General features: G+C 66.1%; 23 protein-coding genes. 11 read left to right on the top strand and 12 right to left on the bottom strand.

The window, feature by feature from the left end:
- Positions 1–4: 4 nt before the first annotated feature.
- Genes J2R78_RS13160 through J2R78_RS13150 form a run of 3 tightly spaced genes read left to right on the top strand, consistent with a single transcriptional unit; the run spans position 5 to position 3,081 of the window.
- Positions 5–931 carry a DMT family transporter gene (locus tag J2R78_RS13160; protein WP_253604788.1) on the top strand — a complete coding sequence of 309 codons (927 nt, stop codon included), beginning with the start codon at positions 5–7 and terminating at the stop codon, positions 929–931.
- Positions 928–1,692 (top strand): MBL fold metallo-hydrolase, encoded by a 765-nt coding sequence (locus J2R78_RS13155; RefSeq protein ID WP_253604786.1) that lies wholly within the window; start codon positions 928–930, stop codon positions 1,690–1,692. Before J2R78_RS13160 ends, J2R78_RS13155 begins: the two co-directional genes overlap by 4 nt.
- 57 nt (positions 1,693–1,749) lie before the next feature.
- Complete coding sequence (locus J2R78_RS13150; protein ID WP_253604784.1) at positions 1,750–3,081, top strand: NRAMP family divalent metal transporter; 1,332 nt, start codon at positions 1,750–1,752, stop codon at positions 3,079–3,081.
- A 14-nt stretch (positions 3,082–3,095) separates the two neighbouring features.
- Here the strand turns inward: J2R78_RS13150 and J2R78_RS13145 are convergent, their stop codons facing one another.
- Positions 3,096–3,587: an Lrp/AsnC family transcriptional regulator gene (locus J2R78_RS13145; RefSeq protein WP_253604782.1), complete on the bottom strand. Its 492-nt coding sequence runs from the start codon at positions 3,585–3,587 to the stop codon at positions 3,096–3,098.
- Between the two features lie 147 nt (positions 3,588–3,734).
- On the opposite strand from J2R78_RS13145, the gene J2R78_RS13140 reads away from it, so the two are divergent.
- The gene (locus J2R78_RS13140; RefSeq protein WP_253604781.1) at positions 3,735–5,045 is read left to right on the top strand and encodes an aspartate aminotransferase family protein; all 1,311 of its coding nucleotides are present in this window, start codon (positions 3,735–3,737) and stop codon (positions 5,043–5,045) included.
- 1 nt (position 5,046) lies between these two features.
- On the opposite strand, the gene J2R78_RS13135 is transcribed toward J2R78_RS13140, so the two are convergent.
- The 5 genes from J2R78_RS13135 to J2R78_RS13115 all read right to left on the bottom strand — a co-directional run bounded on the left by J2R78_RS13135 (position 5,047) and on the right by J2R78_RS13115 (position 12,487).
- Positions 5,047–5,829: a TIGR02186 family protein gene (locus J2R78_RS13135; RefSeq protein ID WP_253604779.1), complete on the bottom strand. Its 783-nt coding sequence runs from the start codon at positions 5,827–5,829 to the stop codon at positions 5,047–5,049.
- The gene (locus J2R78_RS13130) at positions 5,826–6,755 is read right to left on the bottom strand and encodes a sulfite exporter TauE/SafE family protein (protein ID WP_092088120.1); all 930 of its coding nucleotides are present in this window, start codon (positions 6,753–6,755) and stop codon (positions 5,826–5,828) included. Before J2R78_RS13130 ends, J2R78_RS13135 begins: the two co-directional genes overlap by 4 nt.
- Positions 6,756–7,020: 265 nt before the next feature.
- Entirely contained in the window at positions 7,021–7,863 is an 843-nt protein-coding gene (locus J2R78_RS13125; protein WP_253604777.1) for a hypothetical protein, read from the bottom strand.
- 113 nt (positions 7,864–7,976) lie between these two features.
- A complete protein-coding gene (locus J2R78_RS13120; RefSeq protein WP_253604775.1) occupies positions 7,977–11,531 on the bottom strand; it encodes a hypothetical protein in 3,555 nt (1,184 codons plus the stop codon).
- Between the two features lie 368 nt (positions 11,532–11,899).
- A complete protein-coding gene (locus J2R78_RS13115) occupies positions 11,900–12,487 on the bottom strand; it encodes a PadR family transcriptional regulator (RefSeq protein WP_253604773.1) in 588 nt (195 codons plus the stop codon).
- Positions 12,488–12,648: 161 nt separating this feature from the next.
- Between J2R78_RS13115 and J2R78_RS13110 the strand changes: the two genes are divergently transcribed.
- The 4 genes from J2R78_RS13110 to J2R78_RS13095 all read left to right on the top strand — a co-directional run bounded on the left by J2R78_RS13110 (position 12,649) and on the right by J2R78_RS13095 (position 18,539).
- A complete protein-coding gene (locus tag J2R78_RS13110) occupies positions 12,649–13,065 on the top strand; it encodes a nuclear transport factor 2 family protein (RefSeq protein WP_253604771.1) in 417 nt (138 codons plus the stop codon).
- Positions 13,066–13,172: 107 nt separating this feature from the next.
- On the top strand, positions 13,173–14,960 hold the full coding sequence (locus J2R78_RS13105) for an acyl-CoA dehydrogenase C-terminal domain-containing protein (RefSeq protein ID WP_253604770.1): 1,788 nt from the start codon (positions 13,173–13,175) through the stop codon (positions 14,958–14,960).
- A gap of 137 nt (positions 14,961–15,097) precedes the next feature.
- Positions 15,098–16,306, top strand: coding sequence for an acetyl-CoA C-acetyltransferase (locus tag J2R78_RS13100; RefSeq protein ID WP_057016171.1), 1,209 nt, complete (start codon positions 15,098–15,100; stop codon positions 16,304–16,306).
- Between the two features lie 19 nt (positions 16,307–16,325).
- Entirely contained in the window at positions 16,326–18,539 is a 2,214-nt protein-coding gene (locus tag J2R78_RS13095) for a 3-hydroxyacyl-CoA dehydrogenase NAD-binding domain-containing protein (protein WP_253604767.1), read from the top strand.
- A 305-nt stretch (positions 18,540–18,844) separates the two neighbouring features.
- Here J2R78_RS13095 and J2R78_RS13090 read toward each other — a convergent pair whose 3' ends face one another.
- Both J2R78_RS13090 and gstA read right to left on the bottom strand, forming a co-directional pair.
- Positions 18,845–19,231 (bottom strand): hypothetical protein, encoded by a 387-nt coding sequence (locus J2R78_RS13090; RefSeq protein WP_229191373.1) that lies wholly within the window; start codon positions 19,229–19,231, stop codon positions 18,845–18,847.
- Between the two features lie 283 nt (positions 19,232–19,514).
- Positions 19,515–20,132: a glutathione transferase GstA gene (gene gstA / locus J2R78_RS13085; RefSeq protein WP_253604765.1), complete on the bottom strand. Its 618-nt coding sequence runs from the start codon at positions 20,130–20,132 to the stop codon at positions 19,515–19,517.
- Between the two features lie 130 nt (positions 20,133–20,262).
- Here gstA and J2R78_RS13080 point away from each other — a divergent pair, with 130 nt between their 5' ends.
- The 3 genes from J2R78_RS13080 (at position 20,263) to J2R78_RS13070 (ending at position 22,949) form a co-directional block, all read left to right on the top strand.
- Positions 20,263–20,787 (top strand): MarR family winged helix-turn-helix transcriptional regulator, encoded by a 525-nt coding sequence (locus J2R78_RS13080; RefSeq protein ID WP_016847103.1) that lies wholly within the window; start codon positions 20,263–20,265, stop codon positions 20,785–20,787.
- A 93-nt stretch (positions 20,788–20,880) separates the two neighbouring features.
- Positions 20,881–22,251, top strand: a complete 1,371-nt coding sequence (locus tag J2R78_RS13075; RefSeq protein ID WP_092088053.1) for a glutamate--cysteine ligase — start codon at positions 20,881–20,883, stop codon at positions 22,249–22,251.
- A 143-nt stretch (positions 22,252–22,394) separates the two neighbouring features.
- Entirely contained in the window at positions 22,395–22,949 is a 555-nt protein-coding gene (locus tag J2R78_RS13070; RefSeq protein ID WP_076832364.1) for a PAN domain-containing protein, read from the top strand.
- 106 nt (positions 22,950–23,055) lie between these two features.
- Here J2R78_RS13070 and J2R78_RS13065 read toward each other — a convergent pair whose 3' ends face one another.
- The 4 genes from J2R78_RS13065 to tldD all read right to left on the bottom strand — a co-directional run bounded on the left by J2R78_RS13065 (position 23,056) and on the right by tldD (position 26,269).
- Positions 23,056–23,622: a nucleotidyltransferase family protein gene (locus J2R78_RS13065; RefSeq protein WP_253604763.1), complete on the bottom strand. Its 567-nt coding sequence runs from the start codon at positions 23,620–23,622 to the stop codon at positions 23,056–23,058.
- Positions 23,619–23,966, bottom strand: a complete 348-nt coding sequence (locus J2R78_RS13060; RefSeq protein ID WP_253604761.1) for an MmcQ/YjbR family DNA-binding protein — start codon at positions 23,964–23,966, stop codon at positions 23,619–23,621. Before J2R78_RS13060 ends, J2R78_RS13065 begins: the two co-directional genes overlap by 4 nt.
- Before the next feature lie 108 nt (positions 23,967–24,074).
- Complete coding sequence (gene lepB / locus J2R78_RS13055; RefSeq protein ID WP_016847099.1) at positions 24,075–24,845, bottom strand: signal peptidase I; 771 nt, start codon at positions 24,843–24,845, stop codon at positions 24,075–24,077.
- The gene (gene tldD / locus J2R78_RS13050) at positions 24,845–26,269 is read right to left on the bottom strand and encodes a metalloprotease TldD (RefSeq protein WP_028334625.1); all 1,425 of its coding nucleotides are present in this window, start codon (positions 26,267–26,269) and stop codon (positions 24,845–24,847) included. The genes lepB and tldD overlap by 1 nt, the downstream gene beginning before the upstream one ends.
- Positions 26,270–26,329: the final 60 nt, after the last annotated feature.

Below are 26,329 nucleotides of genomic sequence, written 5' to 3'. Positions count from 1 at the left end.
GCCCATGTCCGCCGCTACCTCGATGGCCGCCTCCCGCGCCCGCTTCAACACCCTGCCGCTGCTGATTGCCCTGTTCTGCCTGCTCTGGAGCTACGCGTTCGTGGCCGGCAAAATCGGCGTCACCGACTGCCCGCCGCTGATCCTGCTCGCCGCGCGGTTTTCGCTCGCCGGGGTCTTGATCCTCGCCATCTCCTGGCTGCGCCGCGACCAATGGGATCTCACCTGGCGCGATGCGGCGGTGTTCGCCGTGCTCGGCGTCGCCAACAACGCGCTCTATCTCGGCCTCGGCTATACCGGCCTGAAGACGGTCTCCGCCGGACTTGGCGCGCTGATCGTCTCGGCCAATCCGGTGTTCACCGCCATGCTGGCAGCGCTGTTCCTCGGTGAGAGCATGACCTCGCGCAAGGTGATTGGTCTCGTGCTCGGCATCGTCGGCGTCGCCTTCATCGTCTGGCATCGCATATCGGTCGGATCGGACAGCCCGCATGGCATCTTGTTCACGCTGGCCTCGCTCGCCTCGATCGTCGCCGGCACCGTGCTGTTCAAGCTGCTGGCACCGAAGGGCAGCCTGTGGATCGGCAACGGCATCCAGAACATGGCCGGCGGTCTTGCGGTGATGCCGTTCGCCTTCATACTCTCCAGTGTCAGCGACATCGTGCCCAGCATGCGGCTTGCCGGCGCCTTCGCCTTCCTCGTGCTCGGCGGCTCGATCCTCGCCTATCTGCTCTGGTTTCATCTCCTGAAAGTGTGTGGTGCGACCGCCGCAAGCGCCTATCACTTCCTGATGCCGCCGCTCGGCATGCTGTTCGCCTATTTCGTGCTCGGCGAGCATGTCGAATTTCGCGACCTGCTCGGGATCGTTCCGGTGGCGCTCGGCATTTACCTGGTGACCCGCCCCGCAGCCGCCGCGGCCAACAGGAGTATGACGTGAGCATCACCATCACGCTGATCGGAGGCCCCACCGCCCTGATCGAGATCGACGGGTTCCGCCTGCTCACCGATCCGACCTTCGATGCGCCCGGCGAGTATCAATTGCCGCATGTGAAACTGGAGAAGCTGACGGGTCCCGCGCTCGGCGTGTGCGATGTCGGCGCGATCGATGCGGTGCTGCTGAGCCACGACCAGCATTCCGACAATCTCGACCATTCCGGCCGGGATTTCCTTAAAGGCGTGAAGCGCGTGCTGACGACGGAGGCCGGCGCCAGGCGGCTTGGCGGCAACGCCGAGGGCTTTGCGCCCTGGGCCTCGACCGAGTTGCAGAAGGGCGGCCGGACCCTCACCATCACCGCGACGCCGGCGCGGCACGGACCGGCCGGGATCGAGCCATTGTCCGGCGACGTCATCGGCTTCGTTGTGCAGCCGGCAAAACCGGGCCGTCCGGTCTATGTCAGCGGCGACACCACCTGGTTCGACGGCGTCGCCGAGGTCGCGCGGCGCTTCGACTGCGGCGTGGTGCTGCCGTTCGCAGGCGCGGCGCAAACCCGCGGCCCCTTCCATCTCACCATGGACACCAATGACGCGATCGAAACCGCGCACGCCTTTGCGGACGCGGTGATCGTGCCGGTTCATACCGACGGCTGGGCGCATTTCCGGCAAAGCGCGAACGACCTGCGCGCGAGCTTCGATACGCTCGGCTTCGGCCGCCGTCTGCGCATCCTCGAGCCCGGCGTCGCCACGGTCATCGAGCCGTAGGTTTGCCTCAGGAACCTTGCCGGTATCCGGCTCGTTGTCAGACGGCTGGAACCGGACATGACGCGGCAAGGGACGATCCCACCACTCGACAAACATGACGATGCGCCGGCGGCGAAGCCTCGGCGCCAGCCGTTCAGTTTCAGCCGTGTCCTGAAGACGCTCGGACCCGGGCTGATCACCGGCGCTTCCGACGACGACCCTTCGGGGATCGGCACCTACAGCCAGGCCGGCGCGCAACTCGGCTACGGCATTGGCTGGACCATGCTGCTGACGTTTCCGCTGATGAGCGCGATCCAGGAGATCTCGGCGCGGGTCGGCCGCGTCACCGGGCATGGCATCGCGGGCAATGTATGCCGGCATTATCCAGGCTGGCTGCTCGCCGTCGTGGTGACGCTGCTGTCGATGGCCAACACCATCAATATCGCGGCCGACCTCTCGGCCATGGCCGATGCCACAAAGCTTCTGATCGGCGGTCCGGCCATTCTCTATGTGGTGCTGTTCGGCGTGACCTCGGTGGCCGCGCAGATCTTCATGAACTACCGGCGCTACGTCACGATACTGAAATGGCTGACGCTCAGCCTGTTCGCCTATGTCGCGGCGCTCGCCTTTGCCAAGGTGTCGTGGATGGAGGCCCTGGCCGGCGTGCTGCTGCCGCGCATCAGTTGGAGCGCCGACTATTTCACGACCATCGTTGCGATCCTCGGCACCACGATCTCGCCCTATCTGTTCTTCTGGCAGGCCTCGCAAGAGGCGGAGGAGCAGCGGGTCGACGCCACCAAGCATCCGCTGATCGAACGGCATTACGGCGCCCAGCACGAATTCTCGCGCATCCGCGCCGATACCATCACCGGCATGGCGTTTTCGAACCTGATCGCATTGTCGATCATCGTCACCACCGCCGCATCGCTGCACGCCACCGGCAAGACCGACATCCAGACCTCGGCGCAGGCCGCCGAGGCGCTGCGCCCGATCGCCGGGCCGTTTGCCGAGGTGATCTTCGCGCTCGGCATCGTCGGCACCGGCCTTCTGGCGATTCCGGTGCTCGCGGGTGCGACGGCTTATGCGGTCGGCGAGGGCCGGCGATGGCGGGTTGGGCTGACGCGCAGGCCGAAGGAGGCGATCGCGTTCTATTCGGTGCTGGCGCTGTCGGGCGGCATCGGCATTGCGCTCAACTTCACGCCGATCGATCCGATCGCGGCGCTGTACTGGAGTGCGGTTGTCAACGGCGTGCTCGCGGTGCCCGTGATGGTGCTGCTGATGTTCATGGCCCGCCGCCGGGACGTGATGGACCGCTTTGTGGTCAGGGGATGGCTGTACTGGCTCGGCTGGCTCTCGACCGGCGCGATGGCGCTCAGCGTGATCGCGATGGGGATCGGCTTCCTGCTGTAGCTTGTTCGAACTCCTCAACCCTTGCCGAACAGCGAGCTATCGATCTTGGTCGTCGATTTGACCTTTCGCAGGATGATCGTCGTGCGATAGCTCGCGATATCGCTGTCCGGATGCATGAGGCGGTCGAGGATGAAGGATTGATAGCGCGCGAGGTCCGAGGACACGATCCGTAGCGAGTAATCCCAATCGCCGGCAATCATGCAACATTCGACGACCTCCGGAAGGTCGATCACCTTCCGCTCGAAGCGCGTGAAGGATTCCCTGTTCTGTTGCTTGAGACGGACCTCGACGATCACGTCGAATCCGAGTCCAACCCGCGTCGGGTCCACCAGCGCCACATAGGAATTGATGACGCCGGCCTCTTCGAGCGTGCGAACGCGTCGCATGCAGGGGGCGGACGAGAGGCCGATCCGCTCGGCCAGCTCGAGATTCGTGATGCGCCCCTCGGCCTGCAGCACGTCAAGGATTTTTCGGTCGATCTCGTCAATCACGATCGCGGTTCCCATTTCTTTCGCATTCTCCATCTTTTGCGCAATTGTTTGCAGAAGAAGGGCTGAAATGCATCTCAAATCGCAATGTCATTGCCCTCGCGCGCGCATAAGATGCGGTGCGAGGGTTCTTTGATCGCTGCAACCGAGCAACAAGGAGCGGGCATGGCCGGAAATGACGACAAATCCTTTTGGGATCGCGCGCGGCGGCACCTCATTCGCTATGGCGGGACGTTCGCTCCCGTCATCATCGAGCGCGCCTCCGGGTGCTTCGTCTATGACGCCGACGGCCGGGCCATCCTGGATTTCACGTCCGGGCAGATGAGCGCCGTGCTCGGTCACGGTCACCCGGAGATCGTCCAGACCATCAGCGAGCATGCCGAACGGCTCGACCATCTGTTCAGCGGCATGCTGACGCGCCCGGTCGTCGCGCTGGCCGAACAGCTCGCGGGCCTGCTGCCGCCGGGGCTTGATCGCGTCATGCTGCTCAGCACCGGCGGCGAGTCGAATGAAGCTGCGATCAAGATGGCCAAGCTCGCCACCGGCGGCTTCGAGACCGTCGCGTTCGCGCAGTCCTGGCACGGCATGACGTCTGGCGCGGCCGGAACGACCTATTCAGCCGGCCGCAAGGGCTATGGTCCCGCGCCGGTCGGCTCGCTCGCGATCCCGACGCCGAACCCCTATCGCCCGCGCTTCGGCAACGCGGCCGACTGGCGGGCCGAGCTGGCCTACGCCATCGATCTGATCGATCGCCAATCGACCGGCTCGCTCGCCTGCATGATCGCCGAGCCCATCCTCAGCTCCGGCGGGCTGATCGACCTGCCTGAAGGCTACCTTGCCGAGTTGAAGGAGCTGTGCCGGGCACGCGGCATGCTGCTGATCATCGACGAGGCGCAGACCGGCCTCGGCAGAACCGGCGCCATGTTCGCTTTCGAGCGCGACGGCGTCGTGCCTGATATCCTGACCTTGTCGAAGACGCTCGGTGCCGGGCTGCCTCTGGCTGCGGTCATCACCACCGCCGAGATCGAAGAGCGGTGTCACGAACGCGGTTTCCTGTTCTACACGACGCATGTGTCGGACCCGATGCCGGCCGCGGTCGGGCTGAAGGTCATCGAGATCATCCTTCGCGACAGATTGGTCGAGCGCGCCAGGATAGCGGGCGCGCGGCTGAGGGACGGGCTCCTCGCACTTCAGAACCGGCTCGAATGCATCGGTGACGTGCGCGGCAGGGGGCTGATGCAGGGCATCGAGATCGTGCGCGACCGTTACAGCAAGGAGCCTGACGAAGCGCTCGGAACGCGTGTCTCCCAGCGCTGCATGCAGCTTGGACTGAGCACCAACATCGTTCAGTTGCCCGGCATGGGCAGCGTATTCCGCATCGCCCCGCCGCTGACGATCAGCGACGACGAGATCGATCTTGGCCTCTCGATCCTCAGCGACGCGTTCGAAAGCGCGTTGCAAAGCAGGGCTGGCTAAATCAATCCTTGCGGAACACGATCGAGGCCATCCAGCCGGTCATCAGCGCCATGAACGCGGTGATCAGGCCGTAGACAAGGCCGTTATGCCGCGCGGTGGTGGCGACGAATTGCTCGAAGCCGACCTTGACGATCTCGAACGCGGTCTCGGCCTTGGTCACCAGCGCGCCGTCGGAAAACAGCTTGATCTCGACATTATAGGTGCCGATCGGCACCTCCGCCGGCAGCGGAATGCCTGTGCGGAACAGGGTCGGGGTCAGGAAGGTCACCGCCGAGGTCGCCTCACGGTACAACCCGTGCTCGGAGCGCAGCCGCACGAAGGCGCTGCGGAACGGGTCGTTCGGTACCACGTCGGCATAGTCGGGCCCGACCCGCTGCATCAGCAGCACGTTGTTGAGCCCGAGCTGCTGCCGCCGCTGCACCTCGGGCGAGGCGATCTGGTCGAACGGGCGATTCGAGAACAGCGCGAGATAACCCGGCACCTGCAGGAACTGGCGCGAGTCGGTGTTGATCCAGATGCCGAACTTGCGCTCCTTGCGCCGCGTGACCATGTCGGCGCGCGGGCCGGACACCGTGACGACGAGATCGTAATTGTTGCGATTGGCCGGCGTCCTGTCGTCCTTCTCGACCGAGCCGAACAGCACGAGCTCGCCGCCGGAATAGTTCGGCGTCACCGTGACGCGGTGGTTGGAGACCGACACGATCAGCCGCTCGGCATGAGCGGGCGCGGCCGCCAGGCCGGCGGCGGCGAGGCCGATGATTGCGAGCGCCGCGCGCAGCCTCATGGCGGGGCTCCGCCGGTTTCACGGATGCTGTAGAGGTCCTGCGGCCGGATCACCAGCTCCACCGCAAAGCGGATGCCGACCGCGAGCACGAGCAGGCCGAGCAGCAGGCGCAGATGCTCGCCGCGGATCTTCTGCCCGGCGCGGGCGCCGAACTGCGCGCCGGTGACGCCGCCGACCATCAGGATCAGCGCCAGCACGGCGTCGACCAGATGGTTGGTCACAGCGTGCAGCATGGTCGCGAACACCATGGTGACGAGGGTGAGCACCATCGAGGTGCCAATCACGGTCGAGGTCGGCACCCGCAGCACATAGATCATCAGCGGCACCAGGATGAAGCCGCCGCCGATCCCCATCACCGCGCCGATGAAGCCGATCGCGAGTCCGACCACGACCACTGGGATGACGGAGAGATAGATCTTGGAGCGCTTGAAGCGGACTTTCAGCGGCAGGCCGTGGATCCAGCCATGGCTGCCGGGCTTGCGCAGCGCGATCGGACCGCCGCGGCGGACGCGCAGCATGGCGCGCAAACCTTCCCAGAACATCAGCCCGCCGACCGTCGTCAGCAGGATGACGTAGGACAGCGCGATCATCAGGTCGAGCTGGCCGAGCGAGCGCAGGAAGGTGAAGGTCCACACCCCGAACGTGGTGCCGAGCGTGCCTCCGACCAGCAGCACCGCCGCCAGCAGCGGATCGATCGCGCGTCTGCGCCAATAGGAAATGGCACCGGAGAACGAGGAGGCCGCGATGTGGCTGGCGACGGAGGCGACCGCGACCGCGGGCGCGATGCCGACGAAGATCAGCAGCGGCGTCATCAGGAAGCCGCCGCCGATGCCGAACATGCCGGAGACGAATCCAACCGCCGCACCCATCGCCAGGATGAGGAAGACATTGACCGGAATGTCGGCGATCGGGAGATAGAGCTGCACGCGCGTCGCTTCTTGTCGGTTCGCCGCGAACTCGGCACAAGGCCGCATCACGGCGTGATGTCGTTCTGGTCGGGCATTCTCCGGCTGAACGAATCCGGTCGGCGCGCAAGACGCAGGCGAACGCGGGTCGATTGCCGCGTTCTTGCATAACCGAATTCGGCGGGGGGAGGGACTAAAGAATCCGCTCCCGGGGGCATTTTTCGCCGCACTCGGCCGCCGTCTGCGGACGTGGTTGATAATTCAGATTAATGACGCCTGTGTCGCCTCACGGCCGATCGACCGGCTTGGTGATCAGGTTCAGCGCGAGCGCTTCTTTCGGGTTCAGCCAGCGGATATCGGAGGTTTGCGACATCGCCTCGACGATCCCGGAAGAGACGCCCATCTTGGTCATGTAGCCCAGCACCATGCCCTGGATGCGTTGGGCCTCGGCGAGGGGATCGCTGACGGGCGTGCTCGTCGTGAAGCGATGCACGCCGAGCCGCGAGCTTGCGATGCCATAGCGGGTCTGGCCGCCGGCATAGACCAGAACGCAAGCGCTGGCGCAGGACGCGGGGCGGAGCTTGCCCGAGGCGCCGGCGGTGGCGACCGCGGTGACCAGCCCGCGCGTGCGGATGACCTCGCCCATGATGGCGGCCTGGTTCAGCGCGCCGCCCGGCGACGACAGCAGCACGACGTCGCCTGGTGCGAGACGCGCCTCGCTGAGCCGGTCGCGGAACCAGCTCGCGCTGGCCGAGCCGATCTTGCCGCTGATCGCAAGCGCCCGCCGGCCGCGGCCCGATCCGTCGATGTCGACATCGGGAATCACCGCCGACGTCATGCTGGCCGCGATGTAGGTCTCGCGCCAGAAGTCCCAGGCGCCCGGCGTCGACAGGTCACGGTAAGCCTGGATGGCGACGCTCGACAGCAGCAGCACGAAGATGATGATGGACCAGAGCGAGAACCGGAAGGCGCGGGGCGGCGATGCCGCGTTCCGTTGCGGCGTCGGCGGAGGCGAGGCCGAGGGGCGCCGGGCAAATGGAGACGGCGCCTGCCGCGGCGGCGCCACGCGGGGACCGGTCGGCGAGGAACGGTGGCCCGTTCCATCATCCTGGCGATCATCGACAGACAAGCCTGACCCTCCGGAACGTGCGCCGACGGCGCGGAACTGCGCGCCTGTCTACACGGCCGAAGGCCGGAGGTATAGGACAGCGGCACCGTCAAGGCGCCGCAGCCGTCTCGAACCTAGTGAGCCGGAGCGGCGAGCGCCGCGGTCCGCTTCGAGGGCTGCTTGACCGGCTTCGCCGCTGCGGGCTGCGCGGCCGCGCCGTCCCAGCCGCCGGCGGGCGCCGGGACGTTGACCGCATCGCTCGGCTGCGGCTCGGCGGTGAAAGTCTGGATCGCCAGCTTCGCTGCGGCCAGCGACTGCGGGTCGAGCCGCTTGGCAATATCGTCGCGCTTGTGGCCGGCGTCGGCGTCGCCCTGTGCGGCCGCGAGGCTGAACCACTTGAAGGACTCGGCGAGGTTCTGTTCGACACCGATGCCGCGGGCATAGAGGATGCCGAGATTGACCTGGCTGTCGGCAACGCCGCGATCGGCCGCCTTGCGGAACCACTGCGCGGCGCTCTTGTAGTCGGCGCCCTTGCCGCCGCCATCGGCGTCGAGCACGGCGAGATTGTGCATCGCCTTGGCGTTGCCGCGCTCGGCGGCCTGCACGTAATAGCGTCGCGCCACATCGAAGTCGCGCTTCACGCTGAGGCCCTTCTCGTAGAAGGTGCCGAGCCGGAACATCGCGGGCACCACGCCGGCCTGCGCCGCGCGGCCATACCATTTGGCGGCTTCGTCGACATTGGCGGTCACGCCCTTGCCCTCGGCAAAGCGGACGCCGACCTCATAGGCCGCGGCCGCATCGCCCTTGATCGCGGCGCTGCGCAGCGCCGGACCACCGATTGCATCGGGCAGCTTCTCGCCCGCGGGGATCTGGACCATGGCGAGCTTGCCGCCGAGCGGCGGCGCGGTCGGAATCGTGCCGGTGACGTCGTTGGCGGCGGCCGTTGGTACCGCGGTCGGCTCAGGCGCGGCGGCCGGTGCGGGCGCGATTGCCGGCGGGATCGTCACCTGCGCGCTGTCGAGCGTGTTCGGCGCCGGAGTATTGTTGGACTGGCGGCCGAGCGGGGTCGGCGAGGTCATCGACGGCCCGGGCACTGACGGTCCGGGCACGCCGGACGGCGCGGCCGGGGCGGGCGCGACGGAATTCTCGGCAGGCGGCTGCATAGGCGGCGTGGCCGGCTCGCTGTGCTCGATCGCCGGCACCTGCGGCGCGGAGCTGGTGTCGAGCAGGTTCATCGCCATCTTGGCGGTCGAGAGCAGGATCACGACCACGCTCGCGCCGACCAGCAGCGAACGGATCTTGGAGGTGATGGTCGAAGGCTGCGCCTCCGGCGCGCCAGTCGCCGTCGCGCCGGCCGCGGCCGTGCCGGCCTTGGCGGCAGCCGCCTTCGCGGCCTTGTCGGCCTTCTCCTTGGCCTTGGCTGCAGCCTTGCTCGCGGCGCGCGCCGCCTTCTCGTTGACGGGTTGCGCGGCAGCGGCCTGCGCGGCGCGGCGCGCGGCGGCGATGAAGCTCGATGTCGAGACCGGCTCCTTCTTGCCGGCGGGAAGATCAGAGATCGCGCGCTCGGAATCCGCGATCCGCTCCGACGGCGAAGCGACGCGACCGGAGGGGCGTGTGCCCGGTTCGAGCGGATGATCCGGTGGCAGGTCCGGCGCAATCGCGGCGCGTGCGGACGCCGCATGCGGCTCGAGGATCTCGCTGATCGCGCGCGGCGGTAGCGGCGGCGGCGCGCTCTCGACCGGCTGCGCGGCATGGAATTCGCGCGGCGCGGACATGAAGTGCTCCTGCGCCAGCGCAGGATTGGGCAATTCGGGCCTGTACGATTCAGGCTTGTACGCTTCAGCTTTGGGCTGCGCGACCGGCTGCGACATCGCCGCGCGCGGCATTTCCATCCGCGGAGCTTCCATCCGCGGTTCGGCCGGCGCGGGAGCAGGCGGCGCGGTGCGCACCGTACGCAGATCGTTCTCGATCATCGCGAGACGATCGACGACATGGCCGAGCGTGTTGTGAACGGTCTCCAGCGAATCCTGGGTGCGGCGGTCGGTCTCCGACTGGCTGAAGCGGATGTCGGACAGCTCGCGCTTCACCATGTCGACGATGCCGCTGTCCATCATCGGCTGCGGCGAGGAGGTGTTGACGTTGCGGGCGGCGTCGGCGAGCGAGGCGATGTGGGCGTGCTGCGCCTCGAGGTGCCGCATGATGTCATGCAGCGCTTCCTCGACCCGGCCGAGATTGCCGGAGCGCTGGTCGGCGGACTCCAGGCGCTCGAGCAGATACGAGACGCGCTGCTCGAGATGGGTGAATGCCGACGAACTGTCGTTGCCGACCTGCAGACGGTCGATCCGCTCCGACAGCGAGCGCAGGGCGCCTTCGATGGCATCGGTGTTGTCGTAGCCGGCCGGCCGCTCGCGGGTCTCCAGCGTCGAGGCCAATGCGGCAATGCGCTGCTCGATCCCGGCGAAGGCATCGCCATGGGTCTCGGCGCGCGACATCTGCGACAGCTGGTCGACCTTCGCGGCCAGCGCATGCACGTCCCCGGAGAGCTGCAGCAGCGCGTCGTTGGAGGCGACGTTGGAGACGATGGCGCGCAGCGCGGCGATCGCGCTCTCGAGCTGATGCACCGTCGACGGATCGTCGTTGGCGCGCAGGATCATGTCGAGCTTGGCGCCGAGATTGCGGATCGCCTCGTCGTAGCCGGTGAGCTGCTCGGCGGGCGTCAGCGTGCGCAGCGCCTCGCGGATTTCCGACAGCGCGCGTTCGATGCCGGCGATCGCCTGGCCCTGGCCGTTGCGGCCCTCCTGGCGGAGCTCGTCGATCCGGTGATGCAGCGAGCGGATCTCGTTCTCGATCGACTCGATCGCCCGGCGCGGCATCGCCTCGGTGATCGCCTGGCGGATTTCCGCAAGCTCGCCGCGGAAGGCCGCGATCGACTGCTCAATATGGTCGGGCCGCTGCAGCGCCTCGATCTGGCTCGTGATCTTGAGCAGCTGACGCTCGAGCGAGGAGAAGTCGGGCCCGGCAGGCGGCGGTGGCGCATAGGCGGCCATCGGCGGCGTCGATTGCGGCATCGGCGGCGTGCCGCGCGGCGGCATCTGCCGTTGTGCCGATACGTCGAGCTCGTTCTGGCGCGCGGCGATCTCCGCGATCGCGAAATCGAACGAGGCCGGGCTCAGTGGCGGCGAGGGGCGATAGACCTGGGCTGCGGCGCGCTCGACCGCCTCCGCCTGGCGCAGCCTCTCCTCCAGTTGCCGGTCATGCATCTGCGGCTCGCGCTGCATCTGCGACTCACGCATCGGCTGTGGCTGCGGCTCGCGCGCCGGCTGCGGCCGCGAAATTTGCGACAGCCGGGCATCGAGGCGCGAAATCGCGTCGTTCAGCTGCCGCGCGACGGCGGGCTGGCCGCGCGGCACTTCGGCGCGCACCGCTTCGGCGCGCGTCAGAGGCTTTGCAATCTGTTCGATCTGGCGGGTGATGGCGTCGAGCCGCTGGTGGATATCGGCGACCTCGCGGCTTTCCCGGCTCGGCATCGGCTGCCGTTGCTCCATGCGCCAATCCGGCGGGCTCGGTTCACCGACGGTGGAGTTGAGCCAGTCGTTCAGCGACATCCCGGCGCGGCGCGCAGCCGCCTCGGCCCTGTCGCGGACGGAGGGATCGATGCCGTCAACACTCCACGATACGCGCGAATTCATGATTCCGTCCGGTCCCGACTCCGGCGCTACACCCTGCGCCCGCAGCCTCCCCGCGCATTCCCGTTAAGAGACAATCGAATTCTGCGCCGGGCGTCTGCCTCAGCTGCTGACTTTTTCCCGTCACGGTAAATAACGGGTTAAGGAATGCGGCCGGCGGGCGCTAAAGTTAGGGAATCCGGGAACCTGTTGCGCCGGATCAGGACAATGCCCTGCGGTGCTGCTCCTCTTCTCCTTCCCCCTGAAAGGGGGAAGGTCGGGATGGGGGTTTGCCGCACACACTGCTGCGTGTGGAGAGCGATGATCCCCACCCGCTTTGTTCTTCGAGCAAAGCAACCTCCCCTTTTCAAGGGGAGGTTGGAGATTTGTTTCTAGCCGTTGCTTTCGCGCTTGCCGTCGTCGAGCGGCAGCACATTGCTGCGGCCGGACATGGCCGAGAGCGCGTCGAGCGCCTCCTCGCACCATTCCACCACCATGCGCTCATGGCGCATGCCGAGGCGCAGGCTAAGCATCTTGCCGACGTCGGCCGGTGGCGCGGTGCCGTCGGGAAAGCGCTTGTTGAGCAGGCGCTCGTAGCGCTCATAGCGGTCGCGGTGATGCTCCAGCCGCGCCATCAGGTCGTTGCGCAGCGGCTCGATGTCGACGCAGTCGAGCGCATAGAGCCGGACCAGAAGGTCGTCCTTGATCGAGGGCGGAACGCTCGGGCGCGCCGCCCAGTGCTTCAGCGCCGCGCGGCCTTCGGTGGTCAGGGTATAGACCAGCTTGTTGGGCTTGCCGGACTGCACCACCTCGCGGCCCTGGACGTGACCCTTGTCGCGCAGCCGCGAGAGCTCCCGGTAGATCTGCTGGTGGTCGGCCTTCCAGAAGAAGCCGATCGATGCATCGAACGTCTTGGCGAGCTCATAGCCCGTCATCGGACGTTCCGTGAGGCATGCGAGGATTGCGTCACCGAGTGCCAACGCCCACCTCCATCTCAGTTCCCCAAAAGGCCATTCTGAAGTTCGCTTGACTTTATGCGTTAGTGTGCATATGCGTCAATATGCATATGGTGATCGGCGTGCCGCCCTGTCGCGCGCGGCCGATGTTCAGGCTTCTTTAACCCGCCGCAGGAGACGTCCGAATGAGCAAGCCGGGCCTCGACAAGTGGTACGCCTACATGAAGTCCCACGACACCGCCGCTCTGTGGGACCTGCTGCATCCCGACGCGGTGTTCGAAAGCCCGGTCGTGCACACGCCGCAGCGCGGCCGCGACATCACCTTCAAATATCTCACCAGCGCCGCCAAGGTGCTCGGCGGCCCGACCTTCAAGTATCTCGGCGAGTGGCAGAACGACACCGGCGCGGTGCTCGAATTCGAGAACGAGATCGACGGCATCAAGCTCAATGGCGTCGACATCATCACATTCGATGGTGACGGCCGGATCACGCATTTCAAGGTGATGGTGCGTCCACTCAAGGCGATCAACCTGCTGCATCGGATGATGGGCGAGGAGTTGATGAAGCAAAGCGGCGCAACGTCGCAATCACAGTCGCGATAGCATCTGCCGCGGACCTCCGGAACCGGATAAGGTCCGCTCCAACAACCCAAGGATACGCTGTGCAGCGTCCGTCGCACATGCGGCCACGTGCCAGCCGGGAGACCAGCATGCCAACCTACAAAGCCCCCGTCGAAGACGTCAGCTTCCTGCTCAACGACGTTTTCCAGATCGACCGCTACGGCAATCTTCCCGGCTTCACCGATGCGTCGGCCGATGTGCGCGAGGCGATCCTCGGCGAGGCCGCCAAGCTCAGCGAAGAGGTGCTGCAACCGCTCAATCGCACAGGCGATCTCGAAGGCTGCAAGCGCAAAGACGACGGCAGCGTCACCACGCCGAAGGGCTTCAAGGATGCCTTCAAGCAGGTCGCCGAAGGCGGCTGGCTCGGCCTCTCGGCGCCGACGGAATTCGGCGGCCAGGGCCTGCCGGTGACGCTCTCGCAGGCCGTCAACGAATTCCAGATCTCCGCCAACATGGCGTTCTCGATGTATGGCGGCCTGACGATGGGCGCGACCGCGGCGCTGCTGGTGCACGGCACCCCCGAGCAGAAGCAGACCTATGTGCCGAAGATGGTCGCCGGCCAGTGGACCGGCACCATGAACCTGACCGAGCCGCAGTGCGGCACCGATCTCGGCCTGCTCCGCACCAAGGCGGTGCGCCAGGCCGACGGCAGCTTCAAGATCACGGGCACCAAGATATTCATCTCCGCCGGCGAGCACGACCTCACTGAGAACATCATCCATCTGGTGCTGGCGCGCATCGAAGGCGCGCCGGCCGGCATCAAGGGCGTCTCGCTGTTCGTGGTGCCGAAGGTGCTGGTCAATGCCGACGGCTCGCTCGGGCAGCGCAACGGCGTCAGCTGCGGCTCGATCGAGCACAAGATGGGCATCCACGGCAATTCCACCTGTGTGATGAACTACGACAACGCCACCGGCTGGCTGATCGGCGAAGAGAACAAGGGCATGCAGGGCATGTTCGTGATGATGAACGAGGCTCGCCTCGGCGTCGCCGTGCAGGGCCTCGCGCAGTCCGAGGTCGCCTATCAGAACGCGGTCGCTTATGCCCGCGAGCGCCTGCAGGGCCGCTCGCTGACCGGCGTGAAGGAACCCGAGAAGCAGGCCGATCCGATCATCGTACATCCGGACGTGCGCCGCACGCTGCTCACCATCCGCGCCTTCAACGAGGCGGCGCGCGCCATGGTGGTATGGACCGCGCTGAAGAGCGACGTCGCGCACCGCTCCAACGACGCTGGGGATCGCCAGGCTGCGGACGATCACATGGGCCTGATGACGCCGGTGCTGAAGGGCGTCCTGACCGACACCGGGTTCGCCAACACGGTCTCGGCGCAGCAGATGTTCGGCGGCCACGGCTACATCGCCGAGCACGGCATGGAGCAGTTCGTGCGCGATGCGCGCATCGCGATGATCTATGAAGGCGCCAACGGCATCCAGGCGCTCGACCTGGTCGGCCGCAAGCTGCCGCGCGACGGCGGCCGTGCCGCGATGGCGTTCTTCGGCGAGGTCGGCGCTTTCGCCAAGGAGCATGGTGCCGACGAGGCTATGAAGCCGTTCATCACCCCGCTCTCCACCGCGCTCGGCCATCTGCAGCAGGCCACCGGCTGGCTGATGCAGAACGCGCTGGCCAAGCCCGACAATGCCGGCGCCGCGGCGACCGACTACATGAAATTGTTCGGCCTCGTCGCGCTCGGCTACATGTGGGCGAAGATGGCCAAGGTGGCGCAGGACAAGGCCGCCGCCGGCGCCACGCCGTACCTCAACACCAAGCTCGTCACCGGCCGCTTCTTCATGGAGAAGTTGCTGCCGGAGACCGCCGTGCATCTGGCCCGGATCCAGAGCGGCAGCGCCACCACGATGGAATTGGCCGCGGAAGCGTTCTGAAGCGCTTTCCAGCGAAGTGGAGACCGGTTCGCGTGAAGAAAACGCGTCAAACAAGAAAGCCCTGAAAATTGCCGCCGCACTGCTGCGGCGGCGTGTCCTTCCGTATATATTATGATCCTCATATCAAGGAGGGCGTCATGCCTGAGGCATACATCTACGATCACGTTCGTACCCCGCGCGGCCGCGGCAAGGCCGACGGCGCGCTGCACGAGGTCACCGCGCTGGCGCTCGCCACGGTGCCGCTGAAGTCACTCAAGGAGCGCAACAGTCTTCCCGAGGACTCCGTCGACGACGTCGTGCTCGGCGTGGTCGACCCGGTCGGCGAGGCCGGCTCGGACATCGCCCGTTTCGCGGCGCTGAACGCCGGCCTCGGCGAGAAGGTGCCGGGCGTGCAGATCAGCCGCTTCTGCGCCTCCGGCCTCGATGCCGTGAACTTCGCCGCAGCCCAGATCATGAGCGGCCAGCATGAGCTCGTGATCGGTGGCGGCGCGGAATCGATGAGCCGCGTCGGCATCGGCGCCTCCGGCGGCGCCTGGCCGATGGATCCCTCGATGGCGGTGCCGGCCTATTTCATGCCGCAGGGCATCTCGGCCGATCTGATCGCGACCAAATACGGTTTCTCGCGTGACGACGTCGACGCTTACGCGGTGCAGAGCCAGCAGCGCGCGGCCAAGGCCTGGGACGAGGGCCGCTTCGGCAAGTCGGTGGTGCCGGTCAAGGACGTCAACGGCCTGACCATCCTCGCCAAGGACGAGCACATGCGCCCGACCACGACGATGCAGTCGCTGGCGCAGCTGCAGCCGTCCTTCGCGGCGATGGCGGCGATGGCCGGCTTCGACGCGGTGGCGATCCAGTCGCATCCCGAGGTCGAGAAGGTCAATTACGTGCATCACGCCGGTAATTCCTCCGGCATCGTCGACGGCGCCGGCGCCGTGCTGCTCGGCAGCAAGGAGGCGGGCGCCAAGCACGGGTTGAAGCCGCGGGCGAAGATCCGCGCATTCGCCAATATCGGCTCGGAGCCCGCGATGATGCTGACCGGCCCGGTCGACGTCACCGAAAAGCTGTTCGAGCGCTCCGGCATGAAGAAGTCGGACATCGACCTGTTCGAGCTCAACGAGGCCTTCGCCTCGGTGGTGCTGCGCTACATCCAGGCGTTCGACATCGACAACGCAAAGATCAACGTCAATGGCGGCGCGATCGCGCTCGGCCATCCGCTAGGGGCGACCGGCGCGATGATCCTCGGCACCGTGCTCGACGAGCTCGAGCGCACCAACAAGGAAACCGCGCTGGTGACGCTGTGCATCGGCGGCGGCATGGGCACCGCCACCATTATCGAGCGCGTCTGAGGCGAGGGGAGCGAGCAACATGGCTTACAAGAATTTCAAGTTCGACGTCGACGCCGACGGCATTGCGCTCGTCACCTGGGACATCCCTGATCGTTCGATGAACGTGTTCGACGAGATCTCGACCCAGGAGATCGGCGAGATCATCAAGCAGACGACCAGCGATCCTGCGATCAAGGGTGTCGTGATCACCTCGGCGAAGGAGGCGTTCTGCGCCGGCGCCGACCTCTCGATGCTCGAGGGCATGAACCACTCTTACGCGCAGCTCTTCAAGGAGAAGGGCGAGGAAGCCGCGAACCAGATGCTGTTCGAGCAGAGCCGCCGGATGTCGCAGTCGTTCCGCGCGATCGAGACCTCGGGCAAGCCGTGGGTCGCCGCGATCAACGGCCTTGCGCTCGGCGGCGGCTTCGAGATCACGCTGGCCTGCCACTACCGCGTCGCGGCCGAGAACCCGAAGACCCGGCTCGGCCTGCCCGAGATCAGGGTCGGCCTGTTCCCCGGCGCCGGCGGCACCCAGCGCGTGCCGCGTCTTGTGCAGCCGGCGGACGCGATGCAATTGCTGCTCAAGGGTGAGGCGGTCAATCTCACCCGCGCCAAGGCGCTCAACCTGATTCACGCGGTGGTGCCGGCAGCCGACCTGATCAAGGCCGCGAAGGACTGGATCAAGGGCGGCGGCAAGGCGGTCGCGCCGTGGGACGAGAAGGGCTTCAAGCTGCCCGGCGGCCCCGTCTTCTCCAAGATGGGCATGCAGATGTTCCCGGCCGGCAACGCGATCTATCGCCGCGAGACCTACGACAATTATCCGGCCGCACGCGCCATCATGAGCTGCGTCTATGAGGGCCTGCAGCTTCCGATCGACGCCGCGCTGCGGGTCGAGTCGCGCTACTTCACCAAGGTGCTGCGCTCGAAGGAAGCGGCGGCGATGATCCGCTCGCTGTTCCTGTCGATGCAGGAACTGAACAAGGGCGCCCGCCGCCCGGCGGGCGTGCCGCCGACCAAGGTCAAGAAGCTCGCCGTGATCGGCGCCGGCTTCATGGGCGCCAGTGTCGGCTATGTCTCGGCGCAGGCCGGCATCGACGTCGTGCTGGTCGATCGCGACCAGGAAAGCGCCGACAAGGGCAAGGGCCACGCCAAGACCGTGGTCGACGGCCTGATCGCCAAGGGACGGATGAAGCAGGACGCGGCCGATGCCATCCTGGCGCGGATCTCGGCCACATCAGACTACAACGTGATCTCGGACTGCGACCTCGTCATCGAGGCGGTGTTCGAGGATCGCAAGGTCAAGGCGGATACCTATGCCAAGGCGCAGCCGCTGCTGAAGTCGGGCGCGATCTTCGCCTCCAACACCTCGACCCTGCCGATCAATTCGCTGGCCGAGGAGTTCAAGGATCAGGGCAAGTTCATCGGCATCCACTTCTTCTCGCCGGTCGAGAAGATGATGCTGGTCGAGATCATCCTCGGCAAGAACACCGGCGACGTCGCGCTGGCGACCGCACTCGACTATGTCCGCGCGATCGGCAAGACGCCCATCGTGGTGAACGACTCCCGTGGCTTCTTCGCCAACCGCTGCGTGATGCGTTACATCTCCGAGGGCAACGAGATGCTGCTCGAGGGCGTGCCGCCGGCGATGATCGAGAACACCGCCAAGATGGCCGGCATGCCGGTCGGGCCGCTGTCGCTGCAGGACGAGGTCGCGCTCGATCTCGGCCTGAAGATCACCAAGGCGACCGAGGCCGATCTCGGCCCCAACGCGATCGACCAGGCGCAGAAGAAGCTGATGGTCGAGATGGTCGAGAAGCAGGGCCGCTTCGGCCGCAAGAACGGCAAGGGCTTCTACGACTATCCCGAGAAGGGCAAGGGCCAGAAGAGCCTGTGGCCGGGGCTCGCCAATCTGCAGCCCAAGCAGCTCGATCCCGACACGCTCAGCGTCGAGGAGTTGAAGCAGCGCTTCCTGGTGGTGCAGGCGGTGGAGGCCGCGCGCACCGTCGAGGATCACGTCATCACCGACGTGCGGGAGGCCGATGTCGGCTCGATCCTCGGCTTCGGCTTCGCGCCGTTCACCGGCGGCGCGCTGTCCTACATCGACTTCATGGGCACCAGGAACTTCGTCGCGCTCTGCCACAGCTTCGAGAAGAAGTACGGCTCGCGCTTCACGCCGCCGAAGCTGCTCGAGGAGATGGCCGCCAAGGGCGAAACCTTCTACGGCCGCTTCCCGCCGAAGAAGCAGGCGGCGTAAACTTCTGGGGCGAACTCGCGCAGGATCAAGCCGGTCATCGATCCGACTTGATCCTGTTGCGCGACGGTCATGCGCGTCAAAGTCCCGCCACGCTCGTTCCCCACTGGCACCACGCTGCTGGCATCACTCTTGCTCGTCGATCGCCGGGGCGACGATCAGCGTGAGGGTGTCGTGCGATGAGTTCTGCGTTCAAGGAAGGTGCCGCGGAGATCGCGGCGAAGGATTCCTTGTTTTCCCTGCGGTCGTCGCGGTGGCGGAAGCCGCTGCGTCTGCGGGGCAAAGGCCCGTCATGGGCCGGCCTCGCGCTACTCGTTCTGGCCGCGGATATTGTGCTCGCCGCGGCGGTCTGGCAGGCCGTCAATTTCTTCCGCCATTGAGCCGTCAGTCTCCGGCGAGAGCAAGGCGCCGGCGAGATAGGCGAACTGGTTGAACGCGAGACAGGCGACGACGATCGGAGCGCCGGTGGCAAAGGAAAAGCCGTCGGATTGGAGCACGATCGCCGCGAGCACCGCGACCAGCGGCGACTCCAGCATCAATGTCCAAACCCGAAAGTACAAACTGGTTGCCAGCCCAACCAGGGTGCTGGTCAATAAAAGGGTAAAGGCGATCGTCACATTTTTAGACCAGTTGGAGCGGAGGGCGCGCCGCAGGTCATAGTCGGTCAGTTGGATCGCTCGAACAAGGACGGCCACGCCCTCAGCCGAAAGTAGTCTTAATCGGTAGAATGCCGATTAAATTGATTTTGTTCCAGCACGTCCTGAAGGTTTGCACCGTTCATTTCTCCCTGAAGGCGCGGTGGACCTGGTCGACCAGCGGCTTCATCAGACAGGAGAGCACCGTCCGCTCGGTGGTCGGGACACACCTCGACCGGCATGCCCGGCAGCAGATGGGTCGTGGCCAGCTTCTTCCTGTCGAAAATTGTCGGCAAGGGGCCGGCCGCGTGGTGCCACGAGGCCGGCCTTGTTCGGCGCGAGTTCAGGCCGCCTTGAGCAGGCCTTCCTTCTTCAGCGCCTCCTGCACCTTCGGGCGCGCCGCCACGCGGGCCTTGTAGGCCGTCACGTTCGGCAGGCCGGAGAGATCGAAGCCGAGCCGGTCCTGCGCCCACATGATCATGGTGAAGAGGTAGCCGTCGGCGACCGTGAACTGGTTGCCCATCAAATAGTCGCGTCCGGCGAGCTGGCTCTCGACATATTTGAACTTGCCCATGGCGCGGTCCTTGAAGAAGGCCTTGGCGTCGTCGGCGAGCACGGGCGAGAACATCGGGCCGAGATTCTTGTGCAGCTCGGTCGTGGTGTAGTTCAGCCATTCGAGCAGCTTGTAGCGCTCGTTGGAGTCCCTCGCCGGCGCCAGCTTCTTGTCGGCGGCCTTGTCGGCGATCATCTGGATGATGATCGGCCCCTCGGTGACCATCTCGCCGGTATCCAGCGCCAGCGCCGGCACCTGGCCCTTGGGGTTCACCTGGAGGAAATCGTCGCCGTTTTCGAGCTTCTTGGCGCGGAGATCGACCTTGACCAGGTCGTAGGGCAGCCCGGCCTCGAGCAGGGCGATATGGGGGGAGAGGGAGCAGGCACCGGGGGTGTAATAAAGCTTCATAGGGGTATTCCTTCCCTTGTTCTTGGCGTCCGGAGAGGGATTGCCTACATGCGCCTGCATGAAATAGTCAAGATTGATGCAGATGCATTCAGTGCGGTACAGTCGGTGCCGGGACCCTATGAGCTAGACCATGAAACGCAAGCTATCGAGCGAGGCGACGGCCGCCTGGATCCGCCTGATGCGGGTGCCGAGCCGGGTGCTGGACTGCGTCGAGCAGGATTTGAAGAAGGCCGGTTTTCCGCCGCTCGCCTGGTATGACGCCTTGCTCGAGCTGTCCCGCGCGCCGTCGGGCGAGCTGCGCCCGGTCGAGCTCGAGCGCCAGATGCTGATCCCGCAATATTCGACCTCGCGGCTGATCGACAAGCTGGTCGACGAGGGGCTCGCCGCCCGCCGCGAATGCAAGATCGACAAGCGCGGCCAGTTCGTCGAGATCACCGAGGCTGGACGCGAGCTGCAGAAGCGGATGTGGAACGCCTATTCCGCCGCGATCGACAAGCATGTCGGCTCCAAATTATCCGACGCCGACGCGACCAGGCTGTGCGGTCTGCTCGACCGGCTCGGCTGCGCCTGCGGCGACGCCAAAGGCGACGTCAAGAACGAGACCAAGGCCGACAGCAAGGCTGCGCCTGCGCGAGACGGCGTGCCTGCCCGATGATATTGCTGATTCCATCATCCGCAGCCGTTGTGGCTCGCGGATGTCCCTGCCACCGCGCGCCTTCGATCGAAGCGCCCTTGAGTTGGATTATCTATGGCGCGTGACCAGATCGACATGACGCCGCTGCAGTCGCGCGACGAACTCGTGGCGTGGCTTGAAGCCGGCGTGAAGCCTGAGTCCGAATTCCGGATCGGCACCGAGCACGAGAAGACTCCGTTCACGCTCGAGGGCCATCAGCCCGTGCCCTATGAGGGCGCCAAAGGCATCGGCGCGCTGCTCGAGGGTATGAAGCTCCTGCTCGGCTGGGAGCCGATCATGGAGCGCGGCAACATCATCGGCCTCTATGACGTCACCGGCGGTGGCGCGATTTCACTCGAGCCGGGCGGGCAGTTCGAATTGTCGGGCGCGCCGGTCGAAACCGTGCATCAGACGCAGTCGGAATTGATGGCGCATCTGGCGCAGGTGCGGGAGATCGCAACCCCGCTCGGCATCGGCTTCCTCGGCCTCGGCATGACGCCGTCCTGGTCGCGCGCGCAGATTCCCGTGATGCCCAAGGGGCGTTACAAGATCATGCGAAACTACATGCCGAAGGTCGGCAAATACGGCCTCGACATGATGTTCCGGACTTGCACTGTGCAGACCAATCTCGACTTTTCCTCCGAAGCCGACATGGTGAAGAAGCTGCGGGTATCGCTGGCGTTGCAGCCGATCGCGACCGCCTTGTTCGCCAACTCGCCGTTCACCGAAGGCAAGCCCAACGGCTTCCTGTCGTTCCGTTCCGAGATCTGGCGCGACACCGACAATGCGCGCAGCGGCATGGTGCCGTTCGCGTTCGAGGACGGCATGGGATTCGAGCGCTATGTCGATTACGCGCTCGACGTTCCGATGTATTTCGTCAAGCGCGGCGAGGAATATATCGACGTCTCCGGCTCCTCGTTCCGGGATTTCTTCGCCGGCAAGAACGCCGCCTTCCCGGGCGAGCGCCCGACCTTGTCGGACTGGGCCAATCACCTCTCGACCATCTTCCCCGAGGTGCGGTTGAAGCGTTACCTCGAAATGCGCGGCGCCGACGGCGTGCCGTGGGGCCGGCTGCCGGCGCTGCCGGCGTTCTGGGTCGGGCTGCTCTACGACAATGACAGCCTCGATGCCGCCTGGGACATCGTCCGCCACTGGACCGCGCCGGAGCGGCAAGCGCTGCGTGACGACGTGCCGCGTTTCGGCTTCAAGTCGCGGATCAAGGACCGCTATCTGTTCGAGATCGCCAAGGAGTGCCTGATCCTGTCGCATGCCGGATTGCGGCGGCGCGGCCGGATCGATCATCTCGGACGCGACGAGAGCCGCTTCCTCGAACCGCTCGAGCGTATCATCGAGGCCGGCCGCTCGCCGGCCGAGGAGATGCTGGAGAAGTTCAACGGTCCCTGGAAGGGCTCGGTGGAACCGGCCTACCAGGAATACGCCTTTTAATCCCCGCTTGGGTCCGATCCGGGCGTGAGGCGCGCGCGGACGGCGGTGGTGTCGCATCCGCCGTTCATCCGCCGTACAGGTTCATGGCGTTCAAATGACGTCCCGCTAAACGCGCGGGGCTGCGCGAATTTGAAAGCAATCTCATGGGGATAGGCCGCCACTTTAGGGCGTGTGTGGTGATGTTTGCGGTCCTTGCGGCCGCGGTCGTCGCGCGCCCGGCATTGGCGCAGACCAATTTCGACCGCCCCGGCGGCGACTATCTCAACGCGCCGGTGACGACGGGCGATCCGGCCGATTGCGCGCTGACCTGCGAGCGTGACCGCCGTTGCCGCGCCTGGAGCTTCAACTATCCGACCGACGCCAATAATGGGGCGGTGTGCTGGCTGAAGAGCACCGTGCCGCCACGGGTGCAGAACGTCTGCTGCGTCTCCGGGGTGCGCGGCGCGGGCGTGGTCGAACCGCGCAACGGCGCTATCGAAACCTCGATCGACCGGCTCGGCGGCGACTACAAGAATTTCGAACTGAAGAGCAGCGACGGCGACGAGGCCTGCCAGGCTGCCTGCACCGCCGACAACAAGTGCCGCGCCTGGACCTACGCCCGGCCCGGCTATGCCGGCCGCGACGCGCATTGCTTCCTGAAGAAAGAGATCAAGCCGCCGCGGCGGAAGGCGGGGTTCACGTCGGGCGTGGTGCGTTGAATCCGTAGCCCGGATGGAGCGAAGCGCAATCCGGGACCGCGCTCACCGCGGACGGGCCTGCCCCGGATTTCGCTGCGCTTCATCCGGGCTACGAAGCGACGACAGGCTACTCCGCCGCCAGCACCGTGATCTCGGGCCAGAGCGCCTTCCAGCGCGCCGCCTTCGTCGCATAGTTCGCCGGCGAAAAGTTCGCGGTTCGGTTCGGCCGCACGATCATGCCGGCGACATCATCGAAACCGTTCGGCGCATAGACGTCGTAGCCGCGCGTGGTGCGGCGGATGCCGATCTGCGTGTTTTCGGTGAGGAAGCGATCGATGCCGTCGATCGAACGCGACAGCGCCGGGTAGGGCAGGCCGTGCTTGTCGGGATACCAGAGATGGACGCGGGCCTGGTTGCGCACCTCGATCGCGACACCGAGATGCGCAAGCCGTGCCTTCAGCTCGCGGATCACCGCGTCCTCGGCCTCCCATGAGGTATCCGGATCGAAATAGAAGATGTCGTGGTCGCTGATGCCATGATCGAGCGGCCGGCTGGTCAGCACGTTCCAGACGGTCTGCACCAGGCAGCCGGCGACCAGCCACGCATCGGGCAGGCCGAGGCGGTACAGCTCGTCGGTGATGGCCTGATTGGCCGGGTTGCGCAGCGCGGCTGCGAGGAATTCGTCCTGCGTCACGACGAGGCGGTCGCGTCGTAGTCGCGGACCGCCTTCTTCGATGCCAGCGTGCGCCAGTGCCGGCGCAGCAAGGGCTCGACGGTGGCGCGTTTGACCTTCGACAGGCGGATCAGGACCATCGGGTAGTCGCGGTAGTGATCGGTGAAGTAGAACACCTTGGGCTGATGCTCGACCAGCATGTCGCGCTCATCCGGCGGGACGCCCGGCATCACCAGGCTGTCGCCGTCCTCCTTGAGCCGCACCAGCATCCTGTTGCGCACCTTCAGCGCCCGCGTGCCATAGGACGAGCCGTCCTCGACCTCCGGCCATGCCAGCGCGATGTGCCTGATGTCGTCGAAGGTCACGACTATCATCCCGCAAGGAATGTAGCCCGGATGGAGCGAAGCGAAATCCGGGACATCTTGCCGAGTGGGAGATCCCGGATTGCGCAGCGCTCCATCCAGGCTACGCGTCTACTGCACCGAGGTGAAGAAGCGCGCGAGGCGGAAGCCTGAGAGCCAGGTCCAGACCGGCTGGCTGCGGATGCCGAGGTCCCAGGAGCCGACCACGGCGTCGGCGCGGCCGATCAGATTGTCGATCGGCAAGAGGCCGACGCCGCCGTCGCGCACCGGCACGCGGCTATCGGCGGAATTGTCCCGATTGTCGCCGAGCACGAACAGTTTGCCCGGCGGCACCGTCACCTCTTGGGTGTTGTCGAGCCGGCCGTTGTCGCGAATCTTGAAGATCGCGTGGTTGACGCCGTTCGGCAGCGTCTCGATGTAGCGATACGCCTCCTCGCCGCCGCCGCGATCGTCTTCGGCGAAGCCGGTGCCGTCGGGCTTCAGCGTCGCCGCATGATCGTTGATGAAGAGCTGACCCTGCCGCATCTGGATGCGGTCGCCGGGCAGCCCGACCACGCGCTTGACCCAGGCCTGCGAGCGGTCGCCCGGCCAGCGGAACACGACAACGTCGCCGCGCTTCGGCGTCTCGCCGAACACGCGGCCGGTTTCCGGCAGCGTGATCTGGATCGGCAGCGAAGCCGCGCCGTAGCCATAGGGATATTTCGAGGCGACCAGCGCGTCGCCGATCAGCAGCGTCGGCTCCATCGATCCCGACGGCACGTAGAACGGCTCGGCGATCGCGCCCTTGGCGAGGAACACGACGGCCACGATCGCGGCCAGTTGCACGGCCTGCCCGCGCCAGCTGGTCGGCTTGGCCGTCACGACTTCGTTTCCGCTGCTCACTAGCCCGTTCCTCCGACCGTAATCCGTTCCATCCTGAGCGTCGGTTGGCCAACGCCGACCGGCACGCCCTGGCCGTTCTTGCCGCAGGTGCCGATTCCCGTATCCAGCGCAAGATCGTTGCCGATCATGGTGATCCTGTGGAGATCGGTCGGTCCGTTGCCGATCAGCATGGCGCCCTTCAGCGGCGCGCCGAGCTTGCCGTTCTCGATCTTGTAGGCCTCGGTGCACTGGAACACGTATTTGCCCGAGGTGATGTCGACCTGGCCGCCGCCGAAATTGGCGGCGTACATGCCGTTCTTCACCGAGGCGATGATCTCGGCCGGGTCGCGGTCGCCCGACAGCATGTAGGTGTTGGTCATGCGCGGCATCGGCACATGGGCATAGCTCTGCCGACGACCGTTGCCGGTCGGCTTCATGCCCATCAGCCGGGCGTTCTGGCGGTCCTGCATGTAGCCGACCAGAATGCCGTCCTCGATCAGCACGGTGCGGTTGGTTGGCGTGCCCTCATCGTCGATCGAGAGCGAGCCGCGGCGCGAGGCCATGGTGCCATCGTCGACCACGGTGACGCCCTTGGCCGCGACCTGCTGGCCCATCAGGCCGGCAAAGGCGGAGGTCTGCTTGCGGTTGAAATCGCCCTCGAGCCCGTGGCCGACGGCCTCATGCAGCATCACGCCGGGCCAGCCGGCGCCGAGCACCACGTCCATCTCACCGGCGGGCGCCGGCACCGATTCGAGATTGACCAGCGCCTCGCGCAGCGCGCCGTCGGCGGCGTCGCGCCAGGCCTTGGTCTCGATGAAGCGGGCATAGCCCTCGCGGCCGCCATAGCCCTTGCTGCCGCTCTCCTGGCGGTCGCCCTGGCCGGCGACGACGGAGATGTTGACGCGCACCAGCGGGCGGATGTCGCGATAGCTCTCGCCGTCGGGCCGCAGGATCTCGACCACCTGCCAGGTCGCGGTGAGGCTGGCCGAGACCTGCCGCACCCGCGGGTCCTTGTCCCTGACATAGGCGTCGATCTCGCCGAGCAGCTTGACCTTGGCCTCGAACGCCGGGCCGTCCAGCGGGTTCTCGTCGCCATAGAGCTTGATGTTGGTGTGGGCGGGCGCCGCGGCGAAAGTGCCGGCATAGCCGCCGCGCACGGCCGCGACCGCATCCGCGGCGCGGATCAGCGCCGGGATCGAGACGTCGGAGGAATGCGCATAGCCGACCGCGTCGTCCTTGACCGCGCGCAGGCCAAAGCCCTGCGAGGTGTCATAGGTCGCCTGCTTCAGCCTTCCGTTGTCGAACACCAGCGCCTCGGTCTGCCCGAACTCCAGGAACAGCTCGCCGTCGTCGGCGCCTTCAAGGCCGCGGGACACCTCGCGGCGGACGGCATCGCGGTCCAGATTGGCGCGGTCGAGCAGGGAGGTCGTGGCGGGATTGGTCATGGTCACTCCGACGCAATGCGATTGCTTGGCGATTCCTCGTCATCCTTGCCTGAAGCGCAA

Source organism: Bradyrhizobium sp. USDA 4538 (genome assembly GCF_024171045.1).
GTDB classification, from domain to species: domain Bacteria; phylum Pseudomonadota; class Alphaproteobacteria; order Rhizobiales; family Xanthobacteraceae; genus Bradyrhizobium; species Bradyrhizobium australafricanum.
Note: the sequence above shows the minus strand (reverse complement) of the source record. Positions and strands in the feature narration are given on the sequence as shown.

Bases quoted from the DNA above. Each gene is read 5' to 3' on its own strand.
- J2R78_RS13160 (WP_253604788.1), top strand. From the start codon at position 5: ATGTCCGCCGCTACCTCGATGGCCGCCTCCCGCGCCCGCTTCAACACC.
- J2R78_RS13150 (WP_253604784.1), top strand. From the start codon at position 1,750: ATGACGCGGCAAGGGACGATCCCACCACTCGACAAACATGACGATGCG.
- J2R78_RS13145 (WP_253604782.1), bottom strand. From the start codon at position 3,587: ATGGGAACCGCGATCGTGATTGACGAGATCGACCGAAAAATCCTTGAC.
- J2R78_RS13140 (WP_253604781.1), top strand. From the start codon at position 3,735: ATGGCCGGAAATGACGACAAATCCTTTTGGGATCGCGCGCGGCGGCAC.
- J2R78_RS13135 (WP_253604779.1), bottom strand. From the start codon at position 5,829: ATGAGGCTGCGCGCGGCGCTCGCAATCATCGGCCTCGCCGCCGCCGGC.
- J2R78_RS13120 (WP_253604775.1), bottom strand. From the start codon at position 11,531: ATGAATTCGCGCGTATCGTGGAGTGTTGACGGCATCGATCCCTCCGTC.
- J2R78_RS13110 (WP_253604771.1), top strand. From the start codon at position 12,649: ATGAGCAAGCCGGGCCTCGACAAGTGGTACGCCTACATGAAGTCCCAC.
- J2R78_RS13105 (WP_253604770.1), top strand. From the start codon at position 13,173: ATGCCAACCTACAAAGCCCCCGTCGAAGACGTCAGCTTCCTGCTCAAC.
- J2R78_RS13100 (WP_057016171.1), top strand. From the start codon at position 15,098: ATGCCTGAGGCATACATCTACGATCACGTTCGTACCCCGCGCGGCCGC.
- J2R78_RS13095 (WP_253604767.1), top strand. From the start codon at position 16,326: ATGGCTTACAAGAATTTCAAGTTCGACGTCGACGCCGACGGCATTGCG.
- gstA (WP_253604765.1), bottom strand. From the start codon at position 20,132: ATGAAGCTTTATTACACCCCCGGTGCCTGCTCCCTCTCCCCCCATATC.
- J2R78_RS13080 (WP_016847103.1), top strand. From the start codon at position 20,263: ATGAAACGCAAGCTATCGAGCGAGGCGACGGCCGCCTGGATCCGCCTG.
- J2R78_RS13075 (WP_092088053.1), top strand. From the start codon at position 20,881: ATGGCGCGTGACCAGATCGACATGACGCCGCTGCAGTCGCGCGACGAA.
- J2R78_RS13070 (WP_076832364.1), top strand. From the start codon at position 22,395: ATGGGGATAGGCCGCCACTTTAGGGCGTGTGTGGTGATGTTTGCGGTC.
- tldD (WP_028334625.1), bottom strand. From the start codon at position 26,269: ATGACCAATCCCGCCACGACCTCCCTGCTCGACCGCGCCAATCTGGAC.